This is a genomic window from Kitasatospora sp. NPDC087861, from assembly GCF_044742585.1.
GTDB lineage: Bacteria > Actinomycetota > Actinomycetes > Streptomycetales > Streptomycetaceae > Kitasatospora.
Window position 1 is genome coordinate 107,721 of sequence record NZ_JBIUUS010000022.1, and the last position, 18,696, is coordinate 126,416.

Below are 18,696 nucleotides of genomic sequence, written 5' to 3' on the forward strand. Positions count from 1 at the left end.
GCCTCACGCCTCCAGTGCCGGGCGGAGGTCCCACAGGGTGCGCCAGGTGGCGGCGCCCTGTTCGGCACGGCGACGGACCGGGCCGTCCCAGTAGCCGAGCAGCCGGGCCGCGTCGGTCGGGTCGTCCTTGCGGACGACGCCGATGAGCTGGCCGGGGAGGCGGCCGAGCAGGTCTCCTCCGTCGGGCAGGTAGGCGGCGGAGACGCCGAGCGCGGTGGCGACCGAGACGGCTTCGGCGGTGCTCATCACGGTGGACGGGCGCTCGACGTCCCAGCCCTCGGTGGAGCGGCCGGTGCGCAGGTCGCGGAAGGCGGTGACCAGGGCCTCCAGGACGGCGTCGTCCACCGCGTAGGGGGCTCCGGCGCGGGCCACGGCGGCGGTGGACTGGCTGCGGACCAGTTCGACCTCGGCGGCCAGGCTGGCGATCGGGCCGACCGTCTCGAAGTTGAACCGCCGCTTGAGCGCCGCGGACATCTCGCTGACGCCCTTGTCCCGCAGGTTGGCGGTGGCGATCAGGGTGAAGCCGGCGGCGGCGTGCAGCTGCCCGTCCGGGGTGCCGGCCAACTCGGGTACGGCGACCCGCCGTTCGGAGAGCAGGGAGACCAGCGCGTCCTGCACCTCGGGCAGGCAGCGGGTCACCTCCTCGACGCGGGCGACCGCTCCGGTGGTCATCGCGGTGAGCACCGGGGAGGGCACGAGGGCCTCCCGACTGGGCCCCTTGGCGAGCAGGAGGGCGTAGTTCCAGCCGTACTTGAGCTGGTCCTCGGTGGTGCCGGCGGTGCCCTGGACGGTGAGCGCGCTGGTGCCGCAGACGGCGGCGGCGAGCAGCTCGGAGAGCATGGACTTGGCGGTGCCGGGCTCGCCGACCAGCAGCAGGCCGCGCTCCCCGGCGAGGGTGACGACGCAGCGTTCGACGAGGGCGCGCTCGCCGACGAACTTCTGCTCGACGGCGAGGCTCCGGCGGCCGGCCTTGAGCTTCTCGCCGTCGCTGCCCATGACGAAGGTGACGACGGCACGCGGGGTGAGCCGCCAGCCGGGCGGGCGCGGGCCGGTGTCGTGCGCGGCCAGGAACTCCAGCTCGGCGGCGTACTTCTCCTCGGGCGGGATGATCTGCCGGGTCACGGTGGCGGTGTCGGCCCGGTCGGGGGCGGTGGTGGCGGTGCTCATCGGCGGGCCTTCCTGCGCTTGCTGGTCTGGAGCTCTTCGTATCCGGGGGTGTCGCCGTCGAGGATCCGCTGCCAGGCCCGGGCGAACAGCTCCGGGACGGGCAGGTGCGGCAGCGCGGCCTGGTGGGTGGGCAGGTCGTACAGGCCGGCCTTCCAGGTCTCGGCAGGCAGGGCGGGTGACTTGGCCTCCTGCCAGCCGCCGGGCAGGAAGAGGCTGCGGCCGGCCCGGGCGCGTTTGGCCTCCAGCACCAGGGCGGTGGCGGCGAGTTCGACGCGGGCGCGCTTGAGCCGGGCGGGCTTCCAGCCCGTCCAGCGGGCGATGTTGCGGTCGGTGGGGTCGGGCAGGGCGAGCAGCTGGAGGTAGAGCACGGCGGAGTCCTCGCCGAGGCCGTGCGTCCGGGCCACCTCGATCACCAGGTCGGGGACGGTGTGCTGCGGATGCTGCAGCCAGGCCTGCTCGCCGGTGGCCGCGGTGGCGGCATCGGCGGCGTCGGCGTCCGCGTCGGCGTCGGCGTCCGCGGAAGCAGGGATGGAGCCGGAGGCGGCCAGGTGCTCCGCCTCGCCGCGCAGGACGGCCTCGATGGCAGCCCGCTCGGAGGCCAGCCAGTAGCTCTCGCCCAGCCCGCTGAGCAGGTCGAGCACCGGGTCGTCGGGGCCGGTGAGCCCGGCCGGGCGCAGCCAGATCCGCTCGAACTCGGCGTGGTAGGGCGTCAGGACGAGGGCCGGGCCGCAGCGGACCAGTCCGTCCGGGTCGGCTCCGCCCTCGGCCGGCAGGCCGAAGTGGGCGCGCAGCACGGCCGACATCGAGGTGCCCTTGGCGGTGTGGATGAGGTGGAAGTCGAGCAGCAGGCCGGGGTCGGCGAGGCGGCCGCGCAGCGCGGCGGCGGCCGAGGGCAGCAACGGGCGCAGCGGGCTGTCGGCGGGCAGGTGGTAGGCGAGCCAGCGCAGGGCGTCGAGGGTGCGCCCGAGGTCGCCGGAGTCGGGTGCCGCGGCCGGGTCCTCGGCGACCAGCTGGGCCGTGGCCCGGCCGTCGTCGGTGAGCCGGAAGGCGGTGGTGCCGGTCAGCCAGGGGGTCTGTGCCGGGTTGAGCACCGCCTCGATGTTCTCGATCCGCACGCCCTTGACGGTGGCCTGGGCGGCCTCGGGGAGGGTGACGAGCCGTCCGAAGTGCCGGATCCAGGCGGCGGCCCCGGCGTCGAGGTCGGGGCCCTCGGTCCAGAGGGCCTTCGGGTCGGCGGGCAGTAGGGCGCTCCAGACGGCGGCGAGGGCAGCCCGGTCGTGTCCGCGCAGCCAGTCGCGGGCGGCCTTGGCCTCGGCGGACTTGAGGCCGTACTCGGCGAGCCGGTCGGCGGGCAGGACGGTGCCGTACCACTCGAAGAGCGTGGGCGGCGGGCTGAGCAGCAGGGCGGCGCGGGCGGCGCCGATCCCGGTGAGTTCGCCGAAGGCGGCGGCGCGGGCGGGCTCCCAGTGGACGCTGCCGCGCAACGCGGCCACCCGCCGGAACTCGGCGACCCAGGCGGCGCTGATCCGCTCCTCGGTGCCGCGCTCCTCGACGGTGGTGAACTGGGCGACGGGGCCGAACTCACCGCTCGGGTCGTGGTCGACGGCGAGCCACTGCTCCGTGTCGTCGCGGTGCTTCCGGTGGCCGAGGATGACGACGGTGCGGTCACGGTGGCGCAGCACCTGGCCCTGACGCTGGACGGCGGGCTGGTTGTGGTTGGCCCGGGCGGCGGGTTCGGCGAGGACGATCTCGCGCAGGGTGGCGCCGCGGTCGGCCAGGACGCCCTTGGTCAGTTCGCCGAGGAGGAGGACCAGGCTGGAGCGGTGGGCCGGTTCGGTGAGCGGGGCGGCCACGCCGTAGGCGAGGGTGTCCAGGCGGCCGAGCAGGTGGAGCCAGCCGTGGTGGCCGGCCTCGCCCTGCAGGGTGGCAGTGGCCGGGCTGCTCCAGCCGTCGCCGGTGCCGGCGGGCGGCTGGGCGAGGACGGCGGTGACGGTGCGCAGGTTGTTGAGCACCCGCCACCGGTCGGCGGTGCCCCAGCCGGGGCCGAAGCCGTCGACGTCGGGCAGCAGGGTGTCGACGGCGTCGCGCAGTTCGTGGTCGCGGCCGTGCTCGGGCCGGTGCTCGGCGGCCTCGGCCCCGGAGCGCTTCTCGGCCTCCGGCTGCGGGAGGAACCGGGCGATCCGGGCCAGCAGGTCGGCGGCGCCACGGGCGAGCCCGGCGACCCCGGCGAGCAGCAGCGGGTGGCTGATGCCGGGCAGCACAGCGCCGACCGCCTGGAGCGGCAGGGTACGGGCGGCGCCTGGCCGGGCGAGCGGGCGCCGGACGCCCTGGACGGTGATCCAGCGCTGCTCCTCCTCGGGCACCGGCCGGCTGTCGCCCGGCCAGGCGGCGTCGATCAGGCGGGCGGCCTGCTCGGTGCCGACGGTACGCAGGACGCGGGAGCCGGCCTCGTCGCGGGGCCGCAGGGCGTGCCAGTGGTCGAGCGGCGGGACGAGCGCGGTGCCGGCGGCGGAGAGGTCTCCGGCGCGGCAGGGCCGCAGGTCGGTGGTGCGGTCGGTGTCGGCGGCCAGGTCCGGCAGCGTGAGGGCGAGGCCGTCGCGGCGCGCCTCGGTGACGACCGGACGGGCCTGGCCGGGGAGGGTGAGTCGGCCGATCGGGACGCTGTCCGGGTGGCGGCCGGTGATCGGCAGGACGATGGTCGACCCGTCGGCGGTGCCGGTGGTGACGGTGCGTCCGGGGTCGACCCGGACCCAGCTGCCGAGCACGGTGCCGTCGGTGCCGAGCGGCGTCTGCTCCAGGCCGGGCTGCAGCGGCAGCAGCCTGCTGCGGCCCGGGTCCAGCGGGCCGGCGGCCGCGGTGGCGGCGATCACCGGCGGTTCGGCGGCGCGGCCGAGGGTGCCGGTGTGCGGGTCGAGTTCGCGCAGGGCGGCGCCGCCCTGGCCGTGGCGCAGCGTCCAGTAGCCGGTGCCGTCGCCGAGGACGCGGTGCTCGGCGGGCATCCGGGTGTCGCCGGGGTGCAGCGGCCGTTCGCCGGTGGTGCGGCCGCCGCCGGGCAGCGGGAGGGAGGGGACCTCCGGGTCCCGTTCGCCGTAGTGGTAGCCGGCGATGCGCTGGCCGCCGAGTTCGACGACCTCGTCGGGACGGCTGGACCAGTAGGCCTGCTGCTTTCCGTCCTGGTACCAGACGACGAGGAGTTCGCCGTCGACGAAGCGCAGCCGGGGCCGGTTCCAGCTCTCCAGCGCGGGCAGGCGCAGGGTGTGCTCCAGCACGACGCCCTGCGGGCCGACGACGACGACCCGGTCGTGGCGGGCGAGGATCAGGTGCGGCCAGGCGTCCTCGACGCTCAGGCCGGTGAGGCGTGCGGCGCCGAGGCCGGGTGCGTCGTTCGCCCCGGAGGCCGGATCGGTGCCCGGGTCGGCGTCCGGATCGACGGCGGCAGCGGGCGCAGCGGGAAGGGCGGCAGCGGGAAGGGCGGACACGGCGGCGGGGTCCGGCGGGGCCGCCGGGTCGGCGAGCTCGGCCAGGGCCTGCTCCAGGGCGGGCCAGCCGAGTTCGTCGAGGATGCCGGCGCCGAGCGCCCCGGCGAGCAGGGCGGCCACGTCGAGGCCGGCGATCCGCTCCGCGGCGGCCGGGGCGACGGCCCGGATGGCGGCGCGGTACGGGGTCAGCGCGCCCACCAGGTCGGCGGCGCCGGCCAGGCCACGGGCGGCGGTCAGCTCCTCGGCCCGCAGCTCGGCCCACTCCTCGAACAGCCGGCGCAGCAGCGGCAGGGCGGGCACCCCCCGCTTGACGGCGGTGTCCCAGGCGGGCGGGGTCGCGGCACGCAGGGCGGGCCGGAAGCGCGGGTCGGCGGCGACGGCGGCGAGGCCCGCGCCGTCGGGGCCGCACTGGTCGACCCAGCCGGTGAGGTCGAACGTGTGGGTGGCCGACGGGTCGGCGACGGGCACGCCGTCGGCGAGCAGTCGGTCCAGCAGGTCGAGTTGGGTCAGGCTGCGGCGGGCACCGGTGTACAGGTCCACCGGGACGCCGTCGGCCCGCAGCCGCTCGGCCATCCGGCCGGCCAGGGCGACGGTGGCGGCGCAGCTGGGCCGGGAGCGCCAGCCGCGCCCCAGGTGGTGGCACCACCGCTGGAGCCACGCGGCGGCGGGCTCGGCGCCCTCGGCGCGCGGGCCGGTGAGCAGCTGCTCGGCCCCGGTCTCGGCGAGCAGGCCGAGCCAGGCGGTGTCGTTCGGGGCGACGTCGGAGCCGGCCGGATCGGGCGTGAGCTCCAGCAGGCGGGCCCGGACCGACGCGTCGCGCTTGCCGAGCTCGGTCAGCGGGCCGTGCCAGGACTTCCAGAACGCGGCGGGCGCCCGGTTGACGCCCGGGGCGGCCAGCAGTTCGGCGAGCAGCGCCTGCTCGTGCTCGGTGCGGTCCAGCCCGGCGGCCTTGATCAGCGCGCGGGCGTCCTCGGCGACCCCGGCGTAGGGGGCCATGCCGGCGGCGGAGCGCTCGGTGCAGAGCTGGCGGAAGCGCTGCCAGGCGGTCAGCGGGTCGAGCCGCCCGGCGAGCTCCTTGACGTACTGGCGCAGGGACTTGACGGTGAGTGCGCCCGCGAGGGCGAACTCCAGGAAGACGGCGCGCAGCCGCTCCTCGTCGACCGCCAGGCCGTGGGTGCGCTCGGCCTCGCGGGCCTTGCCGAACCAGGCGGCGGCGTAGGTCTGGTTGCCGTGGGCGAGGAAGATCCGGCCGACCTCCTCGCAGAAGGTGGGCAGGAAGTGCGGCACGGCGCGGCCGAGCCGGGCGGCGAGCGCGTCGAAGCCGTCCTTGGCGGCGCCGGGCTTGGACCGGGCCTGGCGGGCGAGCCGTTCCATCTCCTTGACCAGGGCGAGTGCGTGGTGCCCGTTGGCCGGGTCGTGGATCAGGGCCCAGGCGGGGAAGCCGAGCGCCTCCTGGCGCACCTGGCCGACCTCGGCGGGCGCGCCGTCCGGGGTCAGCCCGAGGAACTCGACGGCGAGGTCCTCGGCGGGGCCGAGCGCGCCGGGGACCAGCCGGACGATCCGGCGCCCGTCGAGCGCGGGGTGGGTGTAGGCGCGGGCGGTGAGCACGTCGGCGGCGCTGTCGGGGCGACCCGCACCGGGCAGGGTGCCGGGCGGGAGCACGGCCCCGGCGTCGAGCAGGCTCTCGTGACGCTCGGCGCCGTCGGGCCGCTCGGTGCTCGTCGGCTGTGCGGTGCTCGTGTGCGGTGCGGTGCTCGCCTGCTGTGCGGTGGCGGTCATGCCGCGTCCTCCCCTTCGATCGTGCGGCCTGCGTACAGTGCGGCGGCCATCCGCATGCCCTCGGACCAGGCGACCGGGCCGACCTCGGCGAGCGGCAGAGCCCGGCCGTCGGGGCCCGCCCAGCTGAGCGCGCCGGTCTCGCAGGCGTCGTACTCGTAGTAGTCGCCCACCCAGACGCGGGCCTCGACGGTGTGCCCGTCCTCCACCACCGGCTGGACGGCGGAGCCGCCGCGCACCCGGTGGCCGAGTCGGGCGCAGCGCCCGAGCAGTTCACGCAGTTCCCGGTAGCGACCGCCGGCGTAGGTCGTGACCTCGGTGCCGGACGAGGACTCGGTGCCGGACGAGGGCGAGTCCGGCCGGTGCCAGACCTCGCGGTAGAGCTGCTGGACGCGCTGGGAGACGCCGAGTTCGACGGCGAACTCGCGCAGGTCGTCGAGGTCCGGGAGCAGCACGGGGTGGGGTATCAGGATCTCGCCGTCGGTCAGGCGCACGGTGTCGCCGTCCAGGTCCACCAGGCCGAGCCCGCGCTCGGCGTCCGCACCGCGCAGGAAGCCGGCGACGGCGCCGTCCGCCCCGGTGACCACGAGGTCGCGCAGGACGGCCTGCCAGGCCTCGTCCGCCCAGACCGCGGTGAGCACGGCGGCGGGCACCGGCAGCGAGCGCACCATCCAGCGCTCGACGTCCTCCTGGCAGCGCCGCTCGTGAGCGGCCAGCCACTCGGTGAGCTGCCGGAGCTGGGCGACCACCGGGTCGTCACCGAGCTTCGACGGAAGGGACTTGAGCTCGCGGCCCGCCGCGTTGCGGCACACCACCTTGCCCTCCCCGTCGAGTGCGACGCGGTAGCCTCCCGCGTCTGTCTCCACCCATGCCACGGACGTACTCCTCACCTGTCGGTCAGCGATGGGAGGAACGTAGCGAGGGGCACTGACAAAACGACGGCCGGGGCGGCCGCTCCGCGGACCCCGGAGCCCAAACCAGTCGAACGAGTGAACGGGGCCCGCTGCCAAGGGAAGCGGGCCCTCAGGGCGGCCACCCCGCGGAGCCTGCTTCCACCCCGGAGGGCGCAGCCGGGGCGGGCGAGCGCAGCACGGCGGGCGCGACGACCCGCCACCCCGCCGCCGAAAACCCACCGTCGAAGACCCGCCGTTGAAGACCCACCGCCGAAAACCCGCCGTCGAAGACCCGCCGTCAGCGCGACGGCGCCCGCGGGACGATCACGGGCCGCGCCGTCGCCCGGGGCGGCGAGCACGTGGCTGTCGATGTCGTACCGCGCGCGCACGAGCGGCGCGTCGACCACCTCGCGCGGCGGCCCGCTGGCGACCACCACGCCGCCGCGCAGGGCGACGACCAGGTCGGCGTAGCGGGCCGCCGCCGCGAGGTCGTGCAGCACCATGACCACCGTCCGCCCGCCCGCCGCGACCTCCCGGACCAGCTCCAGCACCTCGACGGCGTGGCCGAGATCGAGCGCGCCGGTCGGCTCGTCGAGCAGGACGACGGGCGCGTCCTGGGCGAGCACCATGGCGAGCCAGCAGCGCTGGCGCTGGCCGCCGGAGAGGCGGTCCAGCCGGCGGCCGGCGAGTTCCTCGACGCCGGTGGCGCGCAGCGCCCGCGCGGTGAGCCGCTCGTCGTCGGCCGACCACTGCCGGAACAGCCCCTGGTGCGGGTGGCGGCCGTAGCGGACGAGTCCGGCGACGGTGACCGCCTCGGGGGCCTGCGGGCTCTGCGGAAGCAGCGCGACCCGGTGCGCGGCCTGGCGCGGCCGCAGCCGCCAGATGTCCTCACCGCCGACCAGCACCCGCCCGCCGTCCGGCCGGTGGAGGCGGGCGGCGGCCCGCAGCAGGGTGGACTTCCCGCGGCCGTTCGGGCCGACGACGGCGACCACCTGCCCCGCCGGGACGGTGAGGTCGACGCCGCCGAGCACCGGGCGGCCGGGGCCGTAGCCTGCGGCGAGGCCATGGATCGTCAACTCCATGACGGTTCCTTCGCGTTGGGGTGGGCGGTCAGGAGGAGGCGAGCGCCTTGCCGAGGTCCCCGATGACGACGTCGGCGGCGAGCGGGCCGCCGCGGGTGGACCAGACCGAGCCGTCCACGGTGACGGCGTGGTTGTTCTTGACCGCGTTCAGCTCCTGGTAGGCGGGCTTGGTCTGGACGTCCTTGAGCGCGGACTTGCCGTCGTCGGTGAGGGTGGAGAGGAACAGCCAGCCGCCGTCGATCTCGGCAAGCTTCTCCAGGCTGAGCGCCGGGCTGTGGGCGTTGCCGTCCTTGTCCTGCGTCACCGTCAACTTGCCACCACCCCGGCCGACTCCGACCCGACCGCCCCCGTTCCGAGGCCTGATCCAGTACGAGACGTATCGTCTCGCCGATCACGCGGAGCACCGACCTCCTCACGCCGCGCACAGCACGGACGCCCCACGCCCGAACCCACCTCGACCTGCGGCGCCCTGACCACCCCCGCCAAGGAACCGGCGCCCGGCACGCTCCAACTCGTGGGCGAGGAAGGGAAAGAAGAGGGAGGGAGAGAGAGCGCTGCGCGCCCGCGTCAGTGCTGCGCGGCCGCCGGGGCCGGGGTGAGGCCGGTGCAGCCGCGAAGGGCGTCGCGGCGCTTGAGGGCCGCCTCGGCGGTGGCGCCCGCGACCGGGACGGGGACGCCCTTGTCGTCGATGGTCGCCGGGGTGAAGGCCTCGCCGGTGACCTTGCCGTCGCCGGTGAGGGTGAGGGTGGTGACGCCGGTCTCGTTGGAGAAGGCGTAGTTGGAGGTGCCGTACCAGAGGAAGTTGCCGAAGCCGTAGCCGATGTACGTGGTGCCGAGCATGCCCGAGCCGACCATGGTGTGCGCGTGGGTGCCGACCACGGCGGTGGCGCCGGCGGTGGCGAGCTTCTTGGCGATGGCGGTCTGCGGGCCGGTCGGGCAGGCCTTCCCCTCGTCGCCCCAGTGCAGGTAGACGAGGACGACGGGCGCCTGCCGCTTGGCCGCCTCGACCGCCTTGACCAGCGCGGGGGCGTCGAGCGCGGAGGCGATGCCCGGCTTGTCGGCGCCGGCCCGCCACTTCTGGTTGGTGAGGTCCTCGACCTGGCTGGCGGCGACGACGGCGACCTTCACACCGCGCACGGTGGTGACGTACGGGGCGTACGCCTCCTTGGCGTTGCGCCCGACGCCGACGACCGGGATCGGCGAGGAGTCCTTGGCGGCGAGGGTGTCGGTGAGGCCGTCGGCGCCGAAGTCCACGGCGTGGTTGTTGGCCATCGAGACGACGTCGACGCCGGAGTCCTTGAGCACCGAGAGCGCCTTGGGCGAGGTGCGGAAGGTGTAGGTCTTCGGCTCCGGGGCGCCGCGCCCGGTGATCGCGGTCTCCAGGTTGAGGACGGACAGGTCCGCGTCGCCGAGCGTCCTGGAGAGCGGGCCGAGGGCCTGTTCGGGCGACGGGACGGCGAGCCGGGCCTCGGTGCGGCCCTCGAAGTGGACGTCCCCGGCGAAGGCGACGGTGATGCTGCCGTCGGGCCGGGGCGCGGCGTTCTTGCCGGCGCCGGTGCCGGACGGCGCCGCGCCCGGGGTGGTGGGCGTGCCGGCGGGGGCCGTCGTCGTGCCGGGCGCGGCGGCCGGCGCCGGGGCGGGGCCGTCGGGCCCGCAGGCGGCGACGGCGGTCAGCCCGACGAACAGCGCGACGACGGCCGCGGCACGGCGCATGAGTGATCCCCCCGAGGTCGATTCAGAAGCGGTCAGCCTACGGCACGGCTTCAGCACTCATCCGCCCCGGATCCGCACCATTGCGAACACCACACGGCACCGGAACCAGCGACGCGTCCGCCACCAGGACGTCCCGTCCCAACCGCCCCACCCGACCCGGCCATCCCGTCCCTGGCGCACCGGGCGCGCACGCGCGCAGCGTGGTGGAGGGGGCGTCACACGGACATCACCCGGGCCCGGCCTCACACGGGCAGCACACCGGGGCGGCACACCGGCCCGGGGCAACACAGCGGGGGACAACGACACGGAAGCCTGCCGCACGCAGGCTCCCGCCGGAGGTGGTAGGCCATGGGCAGCAACGAACCCGCCCCCGGCCGGGCGCGCCGGATCGTGGTCGGGATCGACGGTTCACAGCCCTCGAAGGCGGCCCTGCGCTGGGCGGTCGGGCAGGCCGTCCTCACCGGGGCGACGGTGCACGCCGTGGCGGCCTGGGAGTACCCGTCGCTGTACGGCTGGTTCGCACCGATGGTGGACGACGGCTTCGAGCAGGCCGCCCGCCGCACCCTGACCGTCGAGGTGGACGAGGTGGTGGGCCCGAACCGCCCGGTGGAGGTCCGGGAGAGCCTGGTGCTCGGTTACGCCGCCGAGGTGCTGCTGGAAGCGGCCGAGGGCGCGGACCTGCTGGTGCTGGGCAGCCGCGGCCGCGGGACCTTCGCCCGCACGCTGCTCGGCTCGGTCAGCACCCGCTGCGCGGTGCACGGGGTCTGCCCGGTGGTGATCGTCCGCGCCGACGGGACGGCCTCCGCGCCGCGGCGGCCCACCGGGGGGGAGGCCGCCGTCGACGCCGTCCGCACCAAGGACTGGCAGCTCAGCCTGCACGTCGTGGAGGACCGCGACACCACCCGGGTGCACGCCGTACTGGACACCGACGGCGGCGTCCTGCACAGCGACGCCCTCGCCCGCCGCAATCCGCTGGACGCCCCGACACCCGCCGTCGGGGACGAGTTCGCCGTCGGCCGCGCCCTGGTCGACCTGGGTCACCAGCTGTTGCGCGCCGGCGTGCACGGCGCCACCGGACCGGCCGAGGACTGAGCACCGCCCCGGCGCGGTAGGAGATGCTGAACCGCCACGTCCGCCAGAGCCTGGAGCCGCACGCACCCCATGGACGACACCGAGACCACCGCCGCCGCCGGGAGCGCCCCTCCCGGCCGCGAACCCGCCTACCGTGAACCCGTCGGCCGTGAACCCACGGGGAGCACCTCCGTCGGCCTCGAACCCCCGGACTTCACCCCCGCCGAGCGCGCCCGCGGCCGCGCCCTGCGCCGCGCCCAGCTGCCCTGGGCACTGGGCGGCCGGCTGGCAGGCCTGGCCCTGACCCTGCTGCTCGGCCTCACCCCGGTCGGCGCCGGCCTGGTCTCCGCCGTCGGCGGCTGGTTCGGCGGTTCCCGGACGGCCGAGGTGCTGGCGGGCGCGGCCGCCCTGGTGGTGCTCGGCCAGGCGCTGGGGTTGCCGTTCGGCGCCCGGGTGCGGGCCGTCCGGGCCCGGTACGGGCTGGTGACGCAGGGCTGGGCCGGCTGGGCCGTGGACGCGCTGCGCGGCCTGGGACTGACCCTGGTGCTCGTCCTGCCGCTCGCCCTCGGACTGTTCGCGCTGACCGCCTGGTCGCCGCAGCACTGGTGGCTCCCGGCGGCGGGCGCGGCGGCGGTGCTGACAGCGGCGCTGTCCTTCCTGCACCCGCTGCTGATCGAGCCGGTGTTCAACCGCTTCACCCCGATGCCGCCGGGCCCGCTGCGCACCGACCTGCTGGCGCTGGCCGAGCGGGCCGGCGTGCGGGTGCGGGACGTCCTGGTGGCGGACGCCTCGCGGCGCACCACCGCCCTCAACGCGTACGTCTCGGGGCTGGGCACGACCCGCCGGATCGTCGCCTACGACACGCTGCTGTCGGCGGCCGAGCCGCGCGAGGTGGAGCTGGTGGTGGCGCACGAGTTGGGCCATGTGAAGCACCGGGACGTGCCGACCGGGACGGCGCTGGGCGCGGTGGGCGCGGCCGCGGCGGTGGCCGTGCTGGGCCTGCTGGGCGCCTGGCGACCGCTGCTGTCGGCGGCCGGGGCGGCGGATGCGGCCGATCCGCGGGCGCTGCCGCTGCTGGCGGCGTGCGCGGCGCTGCTGGGGGTGCTGTCGGGGCCGGCGCAGTGCGCGGTGAGCCGCCGGATCGAGGCCAGGGCGGACCGGCACGCACTCGAACTCACCTCGGACGCCGAGCGGTTCGTCGCCATGCAACGTCGGCTGGCGCTGGTGAACGTGTCCGATGTCGACCCGCCGAGGCTGCTTGAGCTACTGTTCGCCACTCACCCGAGTGCGACCCGCCGGATCGCCGCTGCCCGCGCCTGGCAGGCCACCCAGGGGCGGGCCGCCCCGGAGCGGCGCACGAACCCGGGCGATTCCGTTGTATAGTGCAACAAATATCGAGGAGGTAGGAACGCCGTGCCCGGCCGCCAGTCGTCCATCGACGCCATTCAGCGCGAGCTGACCGCCTTCGCCCGCCGTGCCCGGCACAAGGCCTCCCAGCTGCACCCCGACCTCTCCCTGGTCACCTACAGCATCCTCGACCTGATCACCGAGCGCGGCGGCTGCCGGGCCGCCGACGTGGCCACCCACTTCATGCTCGACAAGTCCACCGTCAGCCGCCAGGTCACCGCCCTGGAGAAGCTCGGCCTGCTGCGGCGCGAGGCCGACCCGGACGACCAGCGCGGCCAGATCCTGCGCGCCACCGAGGCCGGGCTGGCCCTGCTGCGGGACGCCAACGAGCAGCGCCGGCTGGCCTTCACCGCCCGCTTCACCGACTGGTCCGACGAGGACGTCGCCCGCTTCGCCGGCTACCTGGCCCGCTACGGCGAAGAGGGCTGACGCTACCCAGCGCGACCGGTCCCCGGGGCCGGCCGAAGCCGGGGCGCGCCCGGGGATGCGCCACACCGCCCCGACGGTGTACAGAGGAAATGTGCCACTTCGGCAGCGTCCCTGCGACCCGCGCCCCCGCGACCGCCCGCGCGACCGCCGCCGCTCCCGGCGGCCCGACCATGGCGTGCTGACGGGGCTGTCGCTCGCGCTGATCCTCGTGATCACCGTCGTCGACATCCTCTCCCCGCCACAGATCCACCTCGGCCCGCTGCTGATCGTCGCCCCCGCCCTCACCGCCTCCTTCGCCGGCGCCCGGGCCACCGCCGGCGTCGCCGTGCTGGCTCTCGCCGCGCTCACCGTCATCGGCGCCATCCGGGAAGGCCTCACCAGCGCCAACATCGAGACCCAGCTGAGCGCCCAACTCGTCGTCTCCGCCCTGATCGTCGGGCTGCGAGCGCTGCGCGAACGGTACGAGCGCGAGCTGGCCCAGGTCCGCTCGGTGTCCGAGGCCGCCCAGCGGGTGCTGCTGCGCCCGCTGCCGGCCCGGATCGGCCCGCTGCACCTGGCCTCCGTCTACCTGGCCGCCGAGGCCGAGGCCCAGGTCGGCGGCGACCTGTACGCGGCCGCCCGTACCGCCACCGGCACCCGGCTGCTGGTCGGCGACGTCCGTGGCAAGGGCCTGTCCTCACTCGGCGACGCGGCCCTGCTGCTCGGCGCCTTCCGCGCCGCCGCCCACCTGCACGCCGACCTGCCCGGACTCGCCGCCTACCTGGACGGCAGCGTCTGCTGGGACCTCGCCCAGCTCGGCGAACAGACCCGCCGGCGCCGCCTGCGCGGCGAGGAGCCGGACGGGACGCCCCTGCCGGAGGACAGCGGCGAGTCCTTCATCACCGCCGTGCTGCTCGACATCCCCGACGACGGCACGGCGGTCCGGCTGATCGACTGCGGCCACCCGCCCCCGCTGCTGCTGCGCCCCGACGGCATCACCGCCGTGGCCGCCCGCCACCCCGCGCCGCCGCTGGGCCTGGGCGACCTCGCCCCGCTCCACTACGAGGTGGAGACCTTCCCGTTCCGCCCCGGCGACCGGCTGCTGATCTACACCGACGGCGTGATCGAGGCCCGGGACGCCCGCCGGCGCTTCTACCCGCTCACCGAACGCGTCACCGCCTGGCAGGACGAGCGCCCGACCGCCCTGCTGCACCACCTGCGCCGCGACCTCCTCGCCCACGTCGGCGGGCGGCTGGACGACGACGCGGCGATGGTCCTCGTCGAGCGCCTGCCCTGACGGCCGATGGCCGGTGACCGGTGACCGGTGACCGGTGGCTGACGGCTGACGGCTGACGGCTGACGGCTACTGCGCGAGGTACCCGCCGTCGACGGGCAGCACCACGCCGGTGATGAAGGAGGCCTCGTCGGAGGCGAGGAACAGGACGGCGGCCGCGACCTCCGCCGGAGCACCGAGGCGGCCCATGGGGTGGAGCTTCTCCATCGCGGCGAGGTACTCGGGCCCACCGGGTTCGTCGTACAGGCGGGCGACGCGTTCGGTGGTGATGGTGCCGGGCGCGACGGCGTTGACCCGGATGCCGCGGTCGGCCCATTCGACGGCGAGGTGCTTGGTGAGGCCGGAGGCCACGAACTTGGCGGGCCCGTACACCGCCTGGCCGCGCTGGCCGGCCTCACCGGAGATGGACGACACGCACACGACGGCGCCGCCGGGCCGCTCCTGCGCGGTCATCGCCTGGATGGCGTACTTGCAGGTGAGGAACATCCCACGGCCGTCGACGGCCATGACGTGATCCCAGTCCTCGGCGGTGGCCTCGGTGAGCTCCATGAGCGGGATCACCCCGGCATTGGCCACCAGGACGTCGATCCGGCCGTGCCGCTCGACCGCGGCCTCGACCATCCGCCGCGCGTCCTCGTCCCGGGCCACGTCACCGACCACCGTACTGACGGCGTCCGGGAGTTGCTCCGCCAACCGGCGCAGCCCCACCGCATCGACATCGGCGGCCACCACCAACGCCCCCTCCCGGACGAAGCGTTCGGCAACGGCCCGCCCGATCCCACTGGCCGCCCCCGTCACCACACAGACCCGCCCGGCCAACCGCCCGGCCCCGACGCTCTCCGCTGCGCTCGCTGTCACCATGCCGGCGACTCTACCGACCGCGCACCATCCGACGCTGTCCTCAGCCGGCCGATTCCATGGGGCGAACGTCCAAGGCGACGCCCGCGGGACGCCGGCTATCCGTGCGACCGCTTGCTCAGGTCGCTCCCGGCGCCCAGCCGGCGCTGCTTCCCCCGGACTCGCGCGTCCCGGTGTCCAACCCCGAGGTGGAACGTCGGAATCGACGCTCGGTCGCCTCGACATGCCGGATCGCCTGTGCCGGGGGGAAGCTGGAATTGTCCCACAGACTGACCAGCGACAGCGCAGGAGGTACTCCATGAGGCGCACATACTCCGCCGGGGTCCTGGTCGCCGCCGCCGCCGTTCTGTTCACCGGAACCGGAGCGACGTACGCGGCCGGAACCCCCGCCCAACTCTCCGCCCAGCGCAGTGCTGTCACGAGCGCCGCCCAGCTTCCCACCGAGGGGCAGATCAAGGCCTTGTTCGACCAGTGGAACGCGGCTTTGGCCACCGGCGACGCGAACCGGGTCGCGGACCTCTACGCCCCTGGTGCCGTGCTGCTACCGACGGTCTCCGCCGAAGTCCGCACCACCCGGGCCGAAATAGTCGACTACTTCAAGCACTTCCTGGAAAGCAAGCCCGTCGGCCACATCCAGGAGCAGTTCATCAACATCCTGGACCGCACCAGTGCCATCGACACCGGCCTCTACCAGTTCACGCTGACCAACAAGGACAGCAGCAAGACCAAGGTTGACGCGCGTTTCACCTTCGTCTACGAGCTGCGCGGAAGCCAATGGCTCATCGTCAACCACCATTCCTCGGAGCTGCCCACGGGCTGACGCCCGTCCGTCCGGCCCGTACGCCTGGCCCTCTGACCGTTGCGGCGGGCGGCCCGCTGCCGCCCGTACCCGGCCAACTCCGGACAACCGTTCGGGTGAGCGCATGTCGGCCGAACGGCGGATGGGCGTGACCACCGCGCTTCACCCGTCGCATTACTCCGCACGGGTGAGAGCGGGTGACAGCGGGTGACAGCGGGCACGGCCAGGTCAGACGGTGAGCACGATCTTGCCGCGCAGGTGGCCCTGCTCGCTGAGCCGTTGCGCCTCGGCCGCCTCCGCCAGCGGCAGCACCCGGTGCAGCGGCAGCCGCAGGGTGCCCGCCTCGTGCAGTGCGAGCACGGCGGCGTAGGCGCGCTGGTGGTAGGACTCCACCCCGTCCGCGCCGCCGCTGAAGCGGATCCCGTGCTCGGCGGCGCCCACGAAGTCGGCGATCGTCAGCACCCGGTCCGCGGCGCCGGTCAGCTCGACCGAGAGCGGCAGCACCCCGCCCTTGCCGACCGCGTCCAGCGCCCGGTCCACCCCGCCCGGCGCGGCGGCCCGCACCCGCTCCGCCAGGCCGTCGCCGTAGGCCACCGGGATCGCGCCCAGCTCGCGCAGGTGCTCGTGGTTGGCCTCGCTCGCGGTGCCGACCACGGTGACCCCGCGCGCCCGGGCCAGCTGCAGCAGCACGGTGCCGACCCCGCCGGCCGCGCCGTGCACCAGCAGCGTCTCGCCCGCCCGCACGCCCAGGACGTCCAGCGCCCGCTCGGCGGTCTCGGCCGCGGTCGGGATCGCCGCGGCCTCCTCCCAGCTCAGCGAGGCGGGCTTGCGGCCCAGGTGCCCGGCGTCGACGAGCGCCTGCTCGGCGTACGCGCCGCCCATGAGGGCGCCGAACACCTCGTCGCCGGGCGCCCACCCGGTCACGTCGGGGCCGACGGCCTCCACCACACCGGCCAGCTCGTAGCCGCCGACGTGCGGGAAGGCGACGGGGAACATCGCGGCCATCGAGCCGCTGCGCACCTTGTGGTCGAGCGGGTTGACGCCCACCGCCCGGACCGCGACCCGCACCTGGCCGGGGCCCGGGGCGGGCACCTCGATGTCGGTCGGGCGCAGCACGTCCACATCGCCGTACTCGGAGAAGGCGATCGCCTTGGTCATGGAAGGAATCCTTGCCGTTCAGGGGAGTTGGTTCTTCCGACGCCTCCATTCTGGGCCCCGGAGGGCGCCCGCCGAGCCCGCCGTTCGGCCGGTTGGACCTGTCCGAACGGCCAGGCGTCCGCCCCGGTCCCCGGGCTAGGCTGAACGGCATGGGTGACGCGGACGACAACGTGGCCGACGACTCGGCCGGCACCGCGACCGGGCGGGCGGGCGGGACCACGGACGAGCGCTGGCGCCGCCACTGGGGACGCCCCGAGGACGCATTGGCGCACGCCGTCGAGGTGCTGCGCACACCACGGCCGGGCCTGATGACCCGGCTCTCCGAGGTGATCGCCACCCTCGTCCCGCACGTGGCGATCGCCCAGCTCAGCGGCATCTGCACGTACTCCCCCACGATCGCCTTCGGCCTGCCCGAACCGGCCGGGGCCGTCAGCGGCCTGGAGCTCGCCCGGCTGGCCGAGGTGACGGCCGGTGCGACGGCGAACGGCCGGCCCTGGCAGGGCGAGACGAAGCTGGCCGGGCAGGTCAGGTCCGTCGTGGTGGTCGCGGCGTCACCGACGGACGCCAACACCGCGGTGCTGGTGCTGGTCCGGGGCGGCTCCGACCCGGTGGCGGCGGAGGCGCTCGCCGTCCTCCAACAGCTGTGGGACCTGCTCGTCGCCCACTCGCACCACCGCGCCACCGACGCCGGCCCCCACCACGCGGCGGCCTCCCGCGCCTCCGCAGGCTCCCGGGCCCGGGCGATCGCCGAGTTCACCGGCATGCACAGCGCGGCGCTCACCGGGATCCTCTCGCCACTGCGGTCCGCCGCCCTGGACGACGCCACCGCGCGCCGCGCCGCCACCGAGCTGGCGGTGACGGCCCTGCTCGACCTGCGCCGGGGCGCGGACCTGGACCGGACGCTGAGTGAGGAACCCGCCGACGCCGCGTTCGCCCGGCTCGACCGGGAGCTGCGCCCGCTGCTGCGGCACACCCGGGTGCGGCTGGACGTGGCGCCGCCGGCGGAGGCCGCCCGGTCCGTACCGGCGGACACCGCGCACACTGCCCGGGACGCCGTCCGGGCGGCCGTCCTCCTCATGCTGGAGCAGGACGGCCTGACCAGGCTGCACGTGAGCTGGCAGTTCACCGGCGACACGCTGCGGGCGGTGGTGCGGGACGACGGCCCCGGCCTGCTGGCCGCCGACGCGCTCACCGTCCACCGCACCGCCGACCGGATCGCCGCCCTCGGCGGGCGCGGCACCATCGAAGCCGTCCCCGGCTGGGGCACCACGGTGACCGTCGACCTGCCGCTCACCCTGCCCGAACCGCCGCGCGTGACCGACCCGTTGGACGGGCTCCAGCCGCGCGAGCTGGAGGTGCTCGACCAGCTGGCGCAGGGCCGGCGCAACCGGGACATCGCCGAGGCGCTGCACATCAGCGAGTCCACGGTGAAGTTCCACGTCGCCAACATCCTGGCCAAGCTCGGCGTCGCCTCCCGCGGCGAGGCCGCGGCCCTGGCCCACCGGGCGGGCATGCCAGGCACGGCGGCCCTGCACGTGGCGTCCTGAACAGCCGCCGACCACCCGACCAATCCGACCCACCCGACCGCCCG

The 18,696-nt window shown here is 75.6% G+C and carries 12 protein-coding genes and 2 pseudogenes; 6 read left to right on the forward strand and 8 right to left on the reverse strand.

Going from position 1 to position 18,696, the window contains the following annotated elements; genetic code table 11:
• Positions 1-3: 3 nt before the first annotated feature.
• The 6 genes and pseudogenes from ACIOJE_RS28430 to ACIOJE_RS28455 all read right to left on the reverse strand — a co-directional run bounded on the left by ACIOJE_RS28430 (position 4) and on the right by ACIOJE_RS28455 (position 10,110).
• Positions 4-1,167, reverse strand: coding sequence for an AAA family ATPase (locus ACIOJE_RS28430; RefSeq protein WP_280680935.1), 1,164 nt, complete (start codon positions 1,165-1,167; stop codon positions 4-6).
• Positions 1,164-6,425, reverse strand: coding sequence for a hypothetical protein (locus ACIOJE_RS28435; RefSeq protein ID WP_400779892.1), 5,262 nt, complete (start codon positions 6,423-6,425; stop codon positions 1,164-1,166). Before ACIOJE_RS28435 ends, ACIOJE_RS28430 begins: the two co-directional genes overlap by 4 nt.
• Positions 6,422-7,297, reverse strand: coding sequence for a DUF4132 domain-containing protein (locus ACIOJE_RS28440; RefSeq protein WP_400779894.1), 876 nt, complete (start codon positions 7,295-7,297; stop codon positions 6,422-6,424). The genes ACIOJE_RS28435 and ACIOJE_RS28440 overlap by 4 nt, the downstream gene beginning before the upstream one ends.
• Before the next feature lie 316 nt (positions 7,298-7,613).
• Positions 7,614-8,397: pseudogene (locus ACIOJE_RS28445) on the reverse strand (ABC transporter ATP-binding protein).
• Positions 8,398-8,425: 28 nt separating this feature from the next.
• A pseudogene (locus ACIOJE_RS28450) lies at positions 8,426-8,695 on the reverse strand (ABC transporter substrate-binding protein); the annotation flags it as partial.
• A 269-nt stretch (positions 8,696-8,964) separates the two neighbouring features.
• Positions 8,965-10,110: a CapA family protein gene (locus ACIOJE_RS28455; RefSeq protein ID WP_400779896.1), complete on the reverse strand. Its 1,146-nt coding sequence runs from the start codon at positions 10,108-10,110 to the stop codon at positions 8,965-8,967.
• 348 nt (positions 10,111-10,458) lie between these two features.
• On the opposite strand from ACIOJE_RS28455, the gene ACIOJE_RS28460 reads away from it, so the two are divergent.
• From ACIOJE_RS28460 to ACIOJE_RS28475, 4 genes are all read left to right on the forward strand, one after another.
• Entirely contained in the window at positions 10,459-11,202 is a 744-nt protein-coding gene (locus tag ACIOJE_RS28460; RefSeq protein WP_400779898.1) for a universal stress protein, read from the forward strand.
• Positions 11,203-11,271: 69 nt separating this feature from the next.
• Positions 11,272-12,564 (forward strand): M48 family metalloprotease, encoded by a 1,293-nt coding sequence (locus ACIOJE_RS28465; RefSeq protein ID WP_400779900.1) that lies wholly within the window; start codon positions 11,272-11,274, stop codon positions 12,562-12,564.
• Between the two features lie 30 nt (positions 12,565-12,594).
• On the forward strand, positions 12,595-13,017 hold the full coding sequence (locus ACIOJE_RS28470; protein WP_280680924.1) for a MarR family winged helix-turn-helix transcriptional regulator: 423 nt from the start codon (positions 12,595-12,597) through the stop codon (positions 13,015-13,017).
• 91 nt (positions 13,018-13,108) lie between these two features.
• Positions 13,109-14,293 carry a PP2C family protein-serine/threonine phosphatase gene (locus tag ACIOJE_RS28475; protein WP_400779902.1) on the forward strand — a complete coding sequence of 395 codons (1,185 nt, stop codon included), beginning with the start codon at positions 13,109-13,111 and terminating at the stop codon, positions 14,291-14,293.
• A 66-nt stretch (positions 14,294-14,359) separates the two neighbouring features.
• Here ACIOJE_RS28475 and ACIOJE_RS28480 read toward each other — a convergent pair whose 3' ends face one another.
• On the reverse strand, positions 14,360-15,151 hold the full coding sequence (locus ACIOJE_RS28480; protein ID WP_280680922.1) for an SDR family NAD(P)-dependent oxidoreductase: 792 nt from the start codon (positions 15,149-15,151) through the stop codon (positions 14,360-14,362).
• A 295-nt stretch (positions 15,152-15,446) separates the two neighbouring features.
• On the opposite strand from ACIOJE_RS28480, the gene ACIOJE_RS28485 reads away from it, so the two are divergent.
• Entirely contained in the window at positions 15,447-15,968 is a 522-nt protein-coding gene (locus ACIOJE_RS28485; RefSeq protein ID WP_400779904.1) for an SgcJ/EcaC family oxidoreductase, read from the forward strand.
• Between the two features lie 207 nt (positions 15,969-16,175).
• Here ACIOJE_RS28485 and ACIOJE_RS28490 read toward each other — a convergent pair whose 3' ends face one another.
• Positions 16,176-17,105, reverse strand: a complete 930-nt coding sequence (locus ACIOJE_RS28490) for an NADP-dependent oxidoreductase (RefSeq protein ID WP_280680917.1) — start codon at positions 17,103-17,105, stop codon at positions 16,176-16,178.
• 149 nt (positions 17,106-17,254) lie between these two features.
• Between ACIOJE_RS28490 and ACIOJE_RS28495 the strand changes: the two genes are divergently transcribed.
• Complete coding sequence (locus ACIOJE_RS28495; RefSeq protein ID WP_400779907.1) at positions 17,255-18,652, forward strand: LuxR C-terminal-related transcriptional regulator; 1,398 nt, start codon at positions 17,255-17,257, stop codon at positions 18,650-18,652.
• The last annotated feature ends 44 nt before the right edge of the window (positions 18,653-18,696 follow it).

Excerpts from the sequence above, each read along its gene's own strand:
- ACIOJE_RS28430 (WP_280680935.1), bottom strand. The coding sequence starts at position 1,167 with ATGAGCACCGCCACCACCGCCCCCGACCGGGCCGACACCGCCACCGTG.
- ACIOJE_RS28435 (WP_400779892.1), bottom strand. The coding sequence starts at position 6,425 with ATGACCGCCACCGCACAGCAGGCGAGCACCGCACCGCACACGAGCACC.
- ACIOJE_RS28455 (WP_400779896.1), bottom strand. The coding sequence starts at position 10,110 with ATGCGCCGTGCCGCGGCCGTCGTCGCGCTGTTCGTCGGGCTGACCGCC.
- ACIOJE_RS28460 (WP_400779898.1), top strand. The coding sequence starts at position 10,459 with ATGGGCAGCAACGAACCCGCCCCCGGCCGGGCGCGCCGGATCGTGGTC.
- ACIOJE_RS28465 (WP_400779900.1), top strand. The coding sequence starts at position 11,272 with ATGGACGACACCGAGACCACCGCCGCCGCCGGGAGCGCCCCTCCCGGC.
- ACIOJE_RS28480 (WP_280680922.1), bottom strand. The coding sequence starts at position 15,151 with ATGGTGACAGCGAGCGCAGCGGAGAGCGTCGGGGCCGGGCGGTTGGCC.
- ACIOJE_RS28485 (WP_400779904.1), top strand. The coding sequence starts at position 15,447 with ATGAGGCGCACATACTCCGCCGGGGTCCTGGTCGCCGCCGCCGCCGTT.
- ACIOJE_RS28490 (WP_280680917.1), bottom strand. The coding sequence starts at position 17,105 with ATGACCAAGGCGATCGCCTTCTCCGAGTACGGCGATGTGGACGTGCTG.
- ACIOJE_RS28495 (WP_400779907.1), top strand. The coding sequence starts at position 17,255 with ATGGGTGACGCGGACGACAACGTGGCCGACGACTCGGCCGGCACCGCG.